At 32.9% G+C, this 12,480-nt stretch carries 12 protein-coding genes; 9 read left to right on the top strand and 3 right to left on the bottom strand.

What is annotated here, in order from left to right; translation table 11 throughout:
- Positions 1-76: 76 nt before the first annotated feature.
- From ACFPH8_RS07225 to ACFPH8_RS07210, 4 genes are all read left to right on the top strand, one after another.
- Positions 77-883, top strand: a complete 807-nt coding sequence (locus ACFPH8_RS07225; protein WP_376859712.1) for a tRNA pseudouridine synthase A — start codon at positions 77-79, stop codon at positions 881-883.
- A gap of 194 nt (positions 884-1,077) precedes the next feature.
- Entirely contained in the window at positions 1,078-2,001 is a 924-nt protein-coding gene (locus tag ACFPH8_RS07220; RefSeq protein WP_376859710.1) for a mechanosensitive ion channel family protein, read from the top strand.
- A 73-nt stretch (positions 2,002-2,074) separates the two neighbouring features.
- Positions 2,075-2,623 carry a hypothetical protein gene (locus ACFPH8_RS07215; RefSeq protein WP_376859708.1) on the top strand — a complete coding sequence of 183 codons (549 nt, stop codon included), beginning with the start codon at positions 2,075-2,077 and terminating at the stop codon, positions 2,621-2,623.
- A gap of 75 nt (positions 2,624-2,698) precedes the next feature.
- Positions 2,699-3,373, top strand: a complete 675-nt coding sequence (locus ACFPH8_RS07210) for a DUF2461 domain-containing protein (RefSeq protein ID WP_376859706.1) — start codon at positions 2,699-2,701, stop codon at positions 3,371-3,373.
- Here ACFPH8_RS07210 and ACFPH8_RS07205 read toward each other — a convergent pair.
- Both ACFPH8_RS07205 and ACFPH8_RS07200 read right to left on the bottom strand, forming a co-directional pair.
- Positions 3,366-3,812, bottom strand: a complete 447-nt coding sequence (locus tag ACFPH8_RS07205; RefSeq protein WP_376859704.1) for a transcription elongation factor — start codon at positions 3,810-3,812, stop codon at positions 3,366-3,368. The two genes, ACFPH8_RS07210 and ACFPH8_RS07205, sit on opposite strands and share 8 nt — an antisense overlap.
- 2 nt (positions 3,813-3,814) lie before the next feature.
- Positions 3,815-4,216 (bottom strand): glyoxalase, encoded by a 402-nt coding sequence (locus ACFPH8_RS07200; protein ID WP_376859702.1) that lies wholly within the window; start codon positions 4,214-4,216, stop codon positions 3,815-3,817.
- Positions 4,217-4,402: 186 nt separating this feature from the next.
- Here ACFPH8_RS07200 and ACFPH8_RS07195 point away from each other — a divergent pair, with 186 nt between their 5' ends.
- The 5 genes from ACFPH8_RS07195 (at position 4,403) to ACFPH8_RS07175 (ending at position 11,593) form a co-directional block, all read left to right on the top strand.
- Positions 4,403-4,789, top strand: coding sequence for an acyl-CoA thioesterase (locus tag ACFPH8_RS07195; RefSeq protein WP_248399591.1), 387 nt, complete (start codon positions 4,403-4,405; stop codon positions 4,787-4,789).
- Between the two features lie 78 nt (positions 4,790-4,867).
- Positions 4,868-5,239: a hypothetical protein gene (locus ACFPH8_RS07190; protein WP_376859700.1), complete on the top strand. Its 372-nt coding sequence runs from the start codon at positions 4,868-4,870 to the stop codon at positions 5,237-5,239.
- Positions 5,240-5,412: 173 nt separating this feature from the next.
- The gene (locus tag ACFPH8_RS07185; protein ID WP_376859698.1) at positions 5,413-6,054 is read left to right on the top strand and encodes a dioxygenase family protein; all 642 of its coding nucleotides are present in this window, start codon (positions 5,413-5,415) and stop codon (positions 6,052-6,054) included.
- Positions 6,055-6,165: 111 nt separating this feature from the next.
- Positions 6,166-10,959: a T9SS type B sorting domain-containing protein gene (locus ACFPH8_RS07180; protein ID WP_376859696.1), complete on the top strand. Its 4,794-nt coding sequence runs from the start codon at positions 6,166-6,168 to the stop codon at positions 10,957-10,959.
- Between the two features lie 355 nt (positions 10,960-11,314).
- Positions 11,315-11,593, top strand: a complete 279-nt coding sequence (locus tag ACFPH8_RS07175) for a cold shock domain-containing protein (protein WP_371922415.1) — start codon at positions 11,315-11,317, stop codon at positions 11,591-11,593.
- Between the two features lie 92 nt (positions 11,594-11,685).
- Here ACFPH8_RS07175 and ACFPH8_RS07170 read toward each other — a convergent pair whose 3' ends face one another.
- Positions 11,686-12,426, bottom strand: a complete 741-nt coding sequence (locus ACFPH8_RS07170; protein ID WP_376859694.1) for an acyl-CoA desaturase — start codon at positions 12,424-12,426, stop codon at positions 11,686-11,688.
- Positions 12,427-12,480: the final 54 nt, after the last annotated feature.

The raw sequence follows: 12,480 nt of genomic DNA, 5'->3' as shown, positions 1-12,480 counted from the left end.
ATGTTAAACAAGATAAGAATAATTTGTAAACCATGATTAAAATAGTAATTTTCGGAACTCTTAAAAAAACTCCGAAGTGTTCGAAAAACGCCACTATTACTTAATTACTTGTCAATATTTAGGTTATCGATTTCATGGTTGGCAAAAGCAACCACAATTAAAAACGGTACACCTAATGATTGATAAAACGTTGAATTTTATTTTGGAAGGGAAACGGTTTAAAACCTTGGGGTCCGGTAGGACAGATGCTATGGTTTCAGCTAACGAGGCCGCCTTTGAGTTGTTTATTTATCATGAAATAGAAGATTTAGATGCTTTTCTTAAACTCTTCAACCACAATTTACCGCAAGATATTAGAGCTTTAACCATAACAAAAGTGGATGCCGATTTTAATGTGATTCAAGATTCCAAGGTTAAAGAATACCTGTATGTTTTTGCTTATGGCAATAAGTTTCATCCGTTTTGCGCGCCTGTAATTACAACTATTTTAGATCCATTGGATATAGAACAGATGAAAGCCGGGGCTAAACTATTTGAAGGCGAACATTATTTTAAATCCTATTGCTATAAGCCCACTGATAATGGTATTTACAACCGAGAGATTTTGACATGTGAGATTGTTGAAAACACCATGTTTACGGCAAACTTCTTTCCTGAGCAATCCTTTATTCTCCGGGTTAAAGGAAAGGGTTTTATGCGCAATCAAATCCGCCTTATGATGGGCGTTTTAATCGAGTTGGGTAGAGGGGAGAAATCCCTAGAAGATATTACGGAAAGTTTAAAACCTAATAATCATATAGCAGTTCATTATATCGCGCCAGCTTCTGGATTAATCCTTAATAAAATTGAATTTGAAACACTAAAAGATGCGACAAAGGTTTAATTTTTTAATGATGTAATTTGACTTTGTATCATTGATAGAGCTAATAATATTTTTGATAACGCCAAGCTAAATCTCCGTTTAAGCATAAATTTGAATTCCAAAGTGGTGGAGAACTAATAGCTCAAAAAACGGATGAGCGTTAAAATATCAGAATTTAATAATAACGCCATTTTAAGGAAAACGCATCAAAACAAATGGATGAACAATTTTCAGAAGCTTTAGATAACTTATATGATAAATTAGAAGGATGGTTTAATGCAATCATTGAAAATATCCCTAATTTCGGTTTGGCGATACTTGTTATATTTGCCTCATACTTTTTGGCTAAATACATTAATAAGTTTACATACCGCTTAGTATCAAAACAAGTTAGGCAAGATTCTGTTAGCAGAATGGTAGCCAAAATGGCGGCTGTTGTAATTGTTTTGATTGGTTTGTTCCTATCTTTAGGAATCTTAAATTTAAGTAAAGCATTAACATCTGTTTTGGCAACAGCAGGTGTTGCAGGTTTAGCTATTGGTTTAGCGTTGCAAAACACCCTATCTAATACAGTTGCAGGTATTGTGTTATCTTTTAGAGAGAAAATACAAATTGGTAATTGGATAGAAACCAATGGATTTTCTGGGGAAGTTTTAGATATTAATCTGAAAAATTTTGTCATGAAAGAAGCCGATAATAATGTGGTTATTTTACCTAATAAAATCATTTTAGAAAACCCATTAAAAAACTACTCATTAACGGATAAAATGCGAATTTTTATCAACTGTGGTGTTGGTTACGAATCTGATTTAGAACAGGTAATGCAACTAACCAAAGAAACCATTGCCAATGCTTTTGATCAAGTTGAAAAAGCGGACGATGTAGAATTTTTTTATACGGAATTTGGTGACAGCTCCATAAACTATTTATGTCGTTTTTGGGTAGAAGCCGTAAACAAAAAACAGGAATTGGAAGCACAAACCATAGCTATGATTGCCATTAAGAAAGCTTATGATGCAGAAGGCATAAATATTCCTTTCCCAATTAGGACTTTGGAATTTAATAATAAATTAGGACTGCAAAAAGAAAATCAAGAAACAACAAAACAAGAATCTTCAAAAGATGACACAGCGGAATAGTTGAAAACATTATTTGAAGTATTATAAAACTATTTAAAATTTTAAAATGAGTATTAATTTAAAATCAAACAACATGAAAAAGCTAGTATACATAGGCGTATTCCTTATCTCGGGAATCGTATTTGCACAGGAAAAATCAAGAGATAAAATGTCTACAACAGAAACTAAAACTGTAACGGTAGATGATGGACAGAAAGTTACTCAAAAGAAAGTTAAAGTAACCACAACAGAAGAAGGTGAAGTAAAGCTGTCTGAAGGAGATGCCGACAAAGTAAACCAAGAACGCATTGTAAATGGAACCGATAAAAAAGTTACGCAAACAATTGAAATTGATAATGATATGGATCCCTTTTACGACTCTAAAATGGAAGCTGTAAATTATCAAAAAGACGGGACGGATTATAAATTTGTTAAAACCTCAAATGGATTTGATGTTTCTTCAATAAAGCCAGACATGGAATATGGACGCGCTATAAAAAATGTGGAGTCTAAAAAATATGAATTTAAAACATCTGATTTTTCAGGTGTGGGATATTTTGATAGTGAAGGAAATTTTGTTCTAGAATATTATGATAAGGACACCAAAGAATACGTTACCAAGAAATTTATGAGTTTAAAATAATAGTAACCTTATAAAATAAATTAAAGACTGTCAGTTTATGACAGTCTTTTTTTATAATTTTAAAATAAAAACAATATGTTACCAATTGATAAGCGCGTATTCCCCTTTTTAAAGAAATTAGAAGAAAATAACAACAGGGAATGGTTTACAGAAAATAAAACGGAATTTAAATCGATTGAAAGTACCGTTAAAAAGTCTGTTAAATCCTTATTTGAAGCCATGAAGGTTCATGATGATATAGATCAGTTTAAGATATTCCGTATTTATCGCGATGTGCGGTTTTCTAAAAACAAACTACCATACAAAACACATTTTGCAGGATCATTTAAGCGTCGTAAGCCCGAATTACGAGGTGGCTATTATTTACATATTTCCCCAAATAACAAATCGTTTATTGCCGTTGGTTTTTGGGATCCTAATAAAGAAGATTTACTCCGAATTCGAAAAGAGTTTGAAATGGATGCTTCGGAAATGCGCGATATCATGACTGCCGAATCCTTTAAATCCGTTTGGGGAGATCTGGAAGGTGATGAATTAATTTCAGCGCCAAGAAATTTCGATAAGGAGCATCCTAATATTGATTTAATAAGAAAGAAGCAATACATATTCACAAGAAAATTCAGTGATACTGACGTGTTAGAACCCAATTTTTTAGAGGTGGTAAACGCTTCTTTTAAAGCCGTTAAACCCTTTTTTAATTATATGAGTGATGTACTCACTACCAATTTAAATGGTGAGCGTATTATTTAATCTCTAAAATTTTATGGGTAATATTATTAAACGTCACCGTATCGCCAATAACTTTGCTTTTTAATAATTGACCAATAGGAGATAGGAGTGAAATACCAAAATAGGATTGATTTCCGGTTTCTAAAACACCTATACTAATACTTATAAAAAAAGTATTCTGTGTGGTTTTTACAATACTTCCTAAAGAAACAGTATCAGAATTCTTTTTAGGATTAATTAATTTTAAGGTGTCTAAAGTTTTGGTAGCATCCGTTAAGTGTTGGGCGTTCTTTTCCAAATCATTAAATAACTTGCCGTTTCCTGAATCATCCTCCATATCATTACTTTTGTCATTGGCTTCAATAGATTCTTTTATGGTTTCTATTTCATCTTTATAACTAGCAATACGTTTATTTACATAGCTAAAACAAGCTTGTAAAAGTGCTTCTTTTTCATTCATAGTTAAGCCAACTGTGTTTCGAATAATTGAATGTTGCTTATTAATCGTTCTTTAACAATATTCATCATGCGTTTGTTTAAGGCAGAAGAATTGGTAATGTAATAATGATACTCATCAACTGTAAATTGACCAATAATAATTCCTTTTAAAGCGTTTCTAAATTTGATATCTTTTTGAATAGCATTTTCAATATAGTCCAGTTGCTTTTCTATAGAGAAATCATAAAAAACACCTTTGTGTTTATTGGCGTAATTTTTAAAAACTTCAATTAATAAATCGTTTTGAAATTTAATAACAGGCCTTAGCGTGGTATTCTGAAAACGCTCATCAAGACTCATGGCATCATGGAATTTAGCTGATGGAATTTCAGGTCTACAGGTTAAAAGTTGTTCAGATCTATTCATGACATAAGTTTTAATAAATGTAAGAATTCTATGAGCCCTAAAAGCTTTTACTATAACGGAATATCAACAGCTTTATTAACAAATAAAAAAATACTATAGTGCAATAACATGTTTATGTACTTTTTATAAACTTAAAATTTGAATTACCTGTATCTTTGATTGTAGAACTAAATAGAAATATAAAATATGAGATTTCATTCACGAAAATGGGTTAAACCAGAAGATTTAAATCCAAATGGCACTTTATTTGGAGGTCGTTTATTAGCTTGGATAGATGAAGAAGCCGCCTTATACACGGTTGTACAGTTAGAAAACCCTAAAATAGTTACCAAATATATTTCGGAAATTAATTTTATGAGTTCTGCCAAACAAGGTGATATTGTAGAAGTAGGTATGCAGGTAACTAAATTTGGAACCAGTTCCATTACTTTAAAATGTGAAGCTCGAAATAAAATGACACGCGAAACAATTTTGACCGTAGATAATATTATTATGGTTAATCTTGGAGATGATGGAAAACCTAAACCACATGGCAAAACGCAAATAGAATTTGTTAAAGACCGTTTAAGTTAAGTTGTTTTAGGTTAATAAAATTGTAAAAATGCTTGACATGAGTGGTTTAGTTTTGTAAATTATAGTAAATTTTACATTATGAAAACACTTACTGCATTACTGACTTTTTTTATATCCATAAACTTGTGGGCACAAGATCCCCTCTTGCAGAAAATTAATCCAGCCTTGGATAAGCAGGCCAAAGAATTAACCCAAACGTATAGTAAAGAATTAGCACTGAATGGTGAACAAATTGGCATGTTTGAAAATAAGGTAGAAGAATTCTTAATTCGCAAAGAAAAAATTGAAAGAGAATTCGAAGGTCGTGAAAAATTGAACATGTTATATACCTTGCAAACAAGAGAAATAGCTGAAATGGATAATATATTAACCCGGCCACAATTGGAACTCTATAAAAAAATTAGACCAACCATTCAACCCTTGGAGCAATTGGAAGAGGATAAAAAGTAGGTTTTCCAATTCGTTATAAGTATATCCGCCAAGAACTATTGTTTTTTATCGATAAAAATGTACGTTAATAAGAAACAAAATCCATTCAACGTAAATATTTTACGTTCATAAGATTTTTTATAGGCAAAGCAGTATAGTTGCTTAATTTTGAAGTAATTATCAATTGTTGTCTTATGAAAAATCTATTAACAAGCCTGCTTTTTATAGGTGCTATCGGTGTTATTTATGCTCAAAATTCAGTGCAAAAAACAAAATATTGTGACCATGTATCTAAACTTATAAAAAATCAAAACCCATTTTATGCTTATGATGAGGAAACTCTAAAAAGTGAAGCATCAATGGTGGATTACCAAACACAATCTCATAAACTTAAAATTACTGGAACGGTTTATCAAACCGATGGCGTTACACCAGCTCCAAATGTTATTATATTTATTCAACAAGCCGATGAAAACGGCGAATACTCCGTGGTGTCCAATTCTAAATTTACCTATGTTAAAAACAGGTTATGGGTTAAAACAGATGAAAATGGGCAATACACAATTAACACGTTTATTCCAGGTTCCACAACAAAGCCGTTAATTTATCCGCATGAATTGCAACCCATGCATATCCATGCCATGATTAAGGAACCAGGGAAACCTGAATATGCTATGCATAGGATGTTATTCGATACCGACCCTTTAATTACGAAGTCCTGCAGAAAGCGCCTAAAACGAAAAAACATTGATAGTATTTTAGCCTTAAAAACAGAAGGCGATGTACAAATAGCTACTAAAAATATTGTTTTGGAATCACAAAGTGAAAGTCTGTAATATTATATAAAATGCTATAATTAGTTGAAAAGCATGGCGTTTTAACATTTAAATTAAAAGGTTTTGTCGTATTTTGCATAGTCCAAACTATCAATAATCAAAACCTAACGAATGAGGCTACTTTACTTATTCTTACTTTTCGGAATTTTTTGTACCACGATTTTTTCGCAAACTACCACTATTCCTGACCCTAATTTTGAACAGGTTTTAATAGATCAAGGAATTGATACCAACGGTTTAAATGGAAACATATTAGATTCAGATGCCCAAGTAGTTACAATTTTAGACCTAGGAACAAATGGTATTGTTGATATTACCGGAATTAATGCTTTTATAAATATTACAGATTTAGATTTAGGAACAAATCAAATTGCCGATATTAATCTATCTACTTTAACCCAACTTATCACATTAAGATCGGAAGATAATGATGCTTTAACAACTTTAAACGTTACACAAAACACACTTTTAGAAGATGTATTTCTTGCTAGTAGGCCTTCTTTGCCCGGAATTCCACCAATAACCGTTATGGATTTTTCCCAAAACAGTAATATTATCTCCATTGAAATACGGTGGTTTAATAACGTGTCAGATTTTATTACGCCTGTAACCAACACCTTAACGCATGTAAATATTCGTGCTTTAGGGGACGCAACTTTAGATTTTTCGTTGTTAGATAATTTGGAAGATCTACAAATACGTGGAAGTTCTATTGCAACAAACATCACACTTCCCAATGTATTCACCAATTTAACGTACTTAAATATTACGAGTATTAATATTCCAACTATTGATATTTCAGATTATATTAACTTAGAAGCTATTTACTTTTGGGGAACCTATGTGGAGAATTTAATTTTACCCAACTCTACGACCTTAACGGATATTTTCATCATTCTTCATAATATTCAGATTCCGATGGATTTCTCCATCATGCCAAATTTAACGGATATTGATATTACATTAAATCAAACAACACCATTGGTTGTTGATGTAACTCAAAATTATCTATTAGAAGATTTGGATTTAGCCAATAATGATATGACATCTCTGGATGTGACTCAAAATGCAGTTTTAAGAAATTTGGATATCAGTCGAAATAATTTAACGTCTCTTGATTTAACCCAAAATTTAGAGCTATATAGATTAGATGCTTATGAAAATCAGTTGCCTAGCATTGATTTAACTCAAAATATCATTTTAGAATATTTAAATTTAAGACAAAACCTAATACCTATTTTAGATGTAACACAAAACATAATAATTAGATCTATAAATATTGCTAATAATTTGTTTACAGGTACGGGTTTAGATTTAACTCAAAACCCTACACTAGCTTCGTTTGTGGCTTCTTTTAATCAAATAGAATCCTTGGATATTAGTCAAAATGCTAATTTGAGTTATTTAGTTTTGGATAATAATCTATTTTCGGGAACGGATATTATGGATCAATTTTATACCATTCGTTTAAATGCTGGTGGGATTTATGGAGGTTCTTTAATATTGAGTCATAATTTATTGTCGGGACAAATACCGGACTTTGCTTCATTAATAGCTATGAGGTTAGGACAACCAATTGGATTTAATTTAGCTTTTGATAATAACTATTTTGAATTTGGTCATTTTGAAAATCAACATGCTGATTTAGTGCTGTATGATAACACATTTGGTCCACCTCCGCATTGGAACACCATTCCAAATATTCGCGATTATTTTTATGCACCACAAGCTAAAGTGGATGTAATTGAAACCTTAAATGCCAATGCGGGAGATGCTGTAACCTTAACAACAGCATGCGCTGGTACCCAAAATCATTATACCTGGTTTAAAAATGGCGTAGCTATTCCTGACGCTCCCGATTCTCCAACTTATACTATTCCGGCTGTTACTAGTTGTGATGAGGCTGTATATCATTCGGAAATCTTAAGTGATTTGGTACCATTTGAAAACGCAAGTCCGGCCGGAACTGGAGGAAAAAACTTGTTGCTAATTAGAAACGATATCACCTTAAATATTACATCACCTACAGAAGATTGTGTTAATCTTATTTCACCTGCACCTGGAAGTACAGCCATACCTATTAACGAAACACTTACGTGGTCGGACAATTTAGGCGCATGTGGTTATTTTATTAGTATAGGAACAACGTCAGGCGGAACAGACATTTTGGATAATGAAGATGTTGGGGATGTGAATAGCTTTAATTTAGGTACAGATTTTCCATTAAACACGGTCATTTATGTTACTATAACACCTTATTTTTATAGTGGAACGACTTTAACCTGTACGGAAGTTAGGTTTACAACAGCGGCAACTGCAAGTCCTACAGTTTGTACACTATTAAATGCACCAACTGCAGGCGAATTACATGTGCCCTTAATAGCCAATGTTTCTTGGAACTCAAGTCCATATGCAATGGGTTATATTATTTCCATGGGAACAACGCCGGGAGGAATAGATATTGCCGATACCATTGACGTTGGTAATGTTACGTCCTATAATCCACCAATGAATTTGCCTGAATCTACAATAATTTATGTAACCATATCACCATATAATAGTTTGGGAATTATTTCAGGTTGTACTGAAGAAAGCTTTACCACGGAAGGGTTTTATCCGCCTTGTACTAATTTAATTGCGCCGTTGAATGCGGATACAAATGTTGCTATTTCATCTGATATATCTTGGAATCCAATTTCTGAAGCAACGGGTTATATTTTAACTGTAGGAACCACATCTGGCGGAATTGATATTGTTGATAATTTAGATGTCAATAATATGACAACTTATAATTTTCCTGCGGATTTACCTTATGGAACCCAAATTTTCGTATCAGTTACGCCTTACAATTCAGCAGGAAACGCTTTGGGTTGTACCGAAGAAACATTTACAACAGAAATTATTCCACCAATGTGTACTGCATTAACAATGCCATTAAATGGGGAAACGAATGTGTTATTATCTTCTAATATTTCTTGGAATGCCATACCTACTGCAACAGGCTATATATTGACGGTAGGAACCACATCTGGTGGAATAGATATTGCCGATAATCTAGATGTAAGCAATGTAACGTCTTACAATTTCCCAACCGACTTACCCGAAAACTCCCAAATTTTTGTAACTATTACACCTTATAATTCCGCTGGAAACGCGACCGGTTGTGTAGAAGAAAGTTTTACCACAGAATTATTGCCGCCAATCTGTACACAATTAACAACACCAGTAAATGGAAGCACAATGGTTCCTGTTGCAACAGATTTGTTTTGGAACGCATCACCAACCGCCACGGGTTACATTTTATCTGTTGGAACCGCATCGGGCGGAACAGATATTGTAGATAATCTAGATGTAAATAATGTTACAACTTATAATTTACCAACAGATTTGCCTGCGGAAACAACTATTTTCGTTACTGTTTCACCATATAATTCATCAGGTACCAATTCAACCTGTTTTGAAGTGAGTTTCATAACCGAATTGCCTTTACCAACGTGTATTAATGTTGTTTTTCCTATGTATCAAGCTACAAACGTTCCTGTTAATACTAATATTTCGTGGGCTGCTAGTGATTTTGCCACGGGATACACCATTAGTTTAGGAACAACAACAGGAGCAACGGATATTCTTAATATAACCGATGTAGGGAATGTAACCACTTACAGTCCGCTAGTTGATTTACCTAGTAACACTACTATTTTTGTAACCATTGGCGCGTATAATGGCACAGGAAGTACTGTTTGCGGTGATGATCAATTTACTACAGAAGATTTAAGTGTAAATTGTGTGTCATTAACAACCCCACTAAATAATGCTACAAATGTGTCCTTATTAACAAATCTAACATGGAATCCCGATGTTCATGCAGAAGGCTATATGTTGACGGTTGGCTCATCGCCTGGTGGAACTGATATAGCAAATAATTTGGATGTTGGGAATGTTACCACTTACACTTTTCCAGCCGAACTGCCACAAAACCAACAAATATTTGTCACTATTCAACCTTATAATTTTATAGGAATTGCAACCGGATGTGCGGAAGAACGTTTTTTAACGGAATTACTAATACCAGATTGTACAAGTTTAAATTCACCCCAAAATAATGAAACTCAAGTGCCAATTAACACAACACTTTCTTGGTTGCCAACAGATAATACAACTGGATATATAATTTCTGCGGGAACCTCACCATTTGGCGCGGAATTACTAAATAATGTGGATGTGGGTAATTCAACAAGTTATAATTTCAATTCAGATTTGCCTAGTAATACCATAATCTATGTTGTTATAACACCTTACAATGAAGCAGGACTGGCTACGAGTTGTAACGAGGTGTCTTTTACTACCGAAGAAGTTATTCCATTATGTACGGAATTAATTATGCCATATTCAGGCGAAATAGATGTTTTAGAAAATTCAAGCATATCCTGGGTCGCCGTTAATAATGCAACGGGTTATGTTTTAAATATTGGAACGGCTTCTGGCGTAGCTAATTTAGTTTCCAATGAAGATGTTGGAAACACCACAACCTATAATCCAACAACTAATTGGCCAGAAGGAGAAACCATTTACATTTCAATTGCGCCTTATAATAATGTTGGAGTAGGTGTTGCTTGTAATGAACAATCATTTACTATTATAAACCGCGATATTATTACGCCAGCATTTTTTACACCAAATGGAGATGGTCAGAATGATGTTTGGCGGGTTGCCGATTTGCAAAACAAAATAAAACAGATTACTATTTTTGATCGTTATGGAAAATTAATTAAGCAACTTCATAATAAGTCTGCAGGTTGGGATGGTACATTTAGAGGGATTGAACAACCAACCAGTGACTATTGGTTTCTCATGGAATTACATTCTGGCGAACAAAGACGTGGCCATTTTACATTAAAACGCTAAAGGATGAATACTTTGAAAGTATTTTAGTGTGTTTATTAATAAGTCAATATCAACATATTTAAAGTTAAATCATCAATTCTCTTATTATTTTTACTATTCTTATTCTTTTGGTACTATTTCAGTTTATATTACCTTTGTTTTGGAAGATTATTAAATTGAATAATCTATTTAATTAGTAGTCGTGTTTTAAACTTACATGTTTACGAAATATGTTAATAGTAATTTCATAATGAAAAGTAAGCAGAACATGATTATTATAGTAGAGCTTAATTTATAGCGATATTTCAGTTAGGTATTAGAAGATATCAGTCTATATGGCCTCTAAAAATTCAAAAACAAAAAAATAAGATTACGCATGTTTAAAAAATGGATTAATAAATTATTTAATACGGGTTCAGCTGAAACATCACAAGCTGGAAGTACTAAATCAGGATCAACTAAAGAAGGTACTGTTAAGTTTTTCAATAGAACAAAAGGATTTGGTTTTATAAATGTAAATGGAACAGATGAAGAAATCTTCGTTCACAAATCAAACCTTATTGATAAAATAAAAAAGTCTGATAAAGTGACCTTTAAAATTGAAAAAGGGGATAGAGGATTAACGGCTACAAACGTTAAACGTTTTAAAAAATAATATCGTTTTACAATTAAAAACCATCCGAATCGGATGGTTTTTTTATGCTATTAATTGTTTTAATATTTGTAATAAAGTCTTTAAAATTAGGCTTATTTTTTGACCAGAATTGGTTTTAATTCAATAATTCCAACGGCATCCAATACACGAATTATAAGATAGGTCATATCAATCTCATACCATTTTACACCAAAATTAGCACGACTTGCAAACTTGTGGTGATTATTATGATAACCTTCTCCCATCATTAGAAAATCAAAACGGAAAAGGTTTTTGCTGGTGTTTTTCATTTTAAAATTTACATAACCATAAATATGCCCAAACCAGTTGATAATGACACCATGAATAGGCGCCATTAAAAATGTTATCGGCAAAAGCAACCATTGCCACCAAGCGGTTGCAAAGAACACAAAGAACAAGGTGTATACGCTAATCCATAATAATCTAGAAAATCTTGAACTAGCAAAAGTATCAAAGGACTTCCATTGTGGTACGTTTTTGGTAAACCGCGGATCTACGGCAATTCGTTCTTGATTTATATCTTGATATATAGTTTTGGTTTTCCACATCATGGCAAACAAATTGTCATCATACGATGGCGAATGTGGGTCTTGCTCCGTATCCGTGTAGGCATGGTGCATACGATGCATGATACCATAACCATAGGCGCTTAAGTAACTAGAACCTTGGAAAATCCAAGTTAAAACAAAGGTAATGCGTTCCATGGTTTTGGACATAATAAAAACTTGGTGTGCTGCATAACGATGTAAGAAGAAAGACTGAAAAAATAAGCCACCATACCAAAGCACTAAAACGAAAATAACGACTGCCATATCTTTTTTTGCAAAGATAATTTGTGGTCAGGTGTTAAACAATGAACCTAAATT

This window comes from Bizionia hallyeonensis (genome assembly GCF_042657385.1).
GTDB classification, from domain to species: Bacteria; Bacteroidota; Bacteroidia; order Flavobacteriales; family Flavobacteriaceae; genus Algorimicrobium; species Algorimicrobium hallyeonense.
The sequence above is the reverse complement of the archived record's forward strand: the minus strand, read 5'-3'. Positions and strand labels throughout refer to the sequence as shown.

Bases quoted from the DNA above. Each gene is read 5' to 3' on its own strand.
- ACFPH8_RS07215 (WP_376859708.1), top strand. From the start codon at position 2,075: ATGAAAAAGCTAGTATACATAGGCGTATTCCTTATCTCGGGAATCGTA.
- ACFPH8_RS07170 (WP_376859694.1), bottom strand. From the start codon at position 12,426: ATGGCAGTCGTTATTTTCGTTTTAGTGCTTTGGTATGGTGGCTTATTT.
- ACFPH8_RS07180 (WP_376859696.1), top strand. From the start codon at position 6,166: ATGAGGCTACTTTACTTATTCTTACTTTTCGGAATTTTTTGTACCACG.
- ACFPH8_RS07175 (WP_371922415.1), top strand. From the start codon at position 11,315: ATGTTTAAAAAATGGATTAATAAATTATTTAATACGGGTTCAGCTGAA.
- ACFPH8_RS07185 (WP_376859698.1), top strand. From the start codon at position 5,413: ATGAAAAATCTATTAACAAGCCTGCTTTTTATAGGTGCTATCGGTGTT.
- ACFPH8_RS07210 (WP_376859706.1), top strand. From the start codon at position 2,699: ATGTTACCAATTGATAAGCGCGTATTCCCCTTTTTAAAGAAATTAGAA.
- ACFPH8_RS07220 (WP_376859710.1), top strand. From the start codon at position 1,078: ATGGATGAACAATTTTCAGAAGCTTTAGATAACTTATATGATAAATTA.
- ACFPH8_RS07205 (WP_376859704.1), bottom strand. From the start codon at position 3,812: ATGAATGAAAAAGAAGCACTTTTACAAGCTTGTTTTAGCTATGTAAAT.
- ACFPH8_RS07195 (WP_248399591.1), top strand. From the start codon at position 4,403: ATGAGATTTCATTCACGAAAATGGGTTAAACCAGAAGATTTAAATCCA.
- ACFPH8_RS07200 (WP_376859702.1), bottom strand. From the start codon at position 4,216: ATGAATAGATCTGAACAACTTTTAACCTGTAGACCTGAAATTCCATCA.
- ACFPH8_RS07190 (WP_376859700.1), top strand. From the start codon at position 4,868: ATGAAAACACTTACTGCATTACTGACTTTTTTTATATCCATAAACTTG.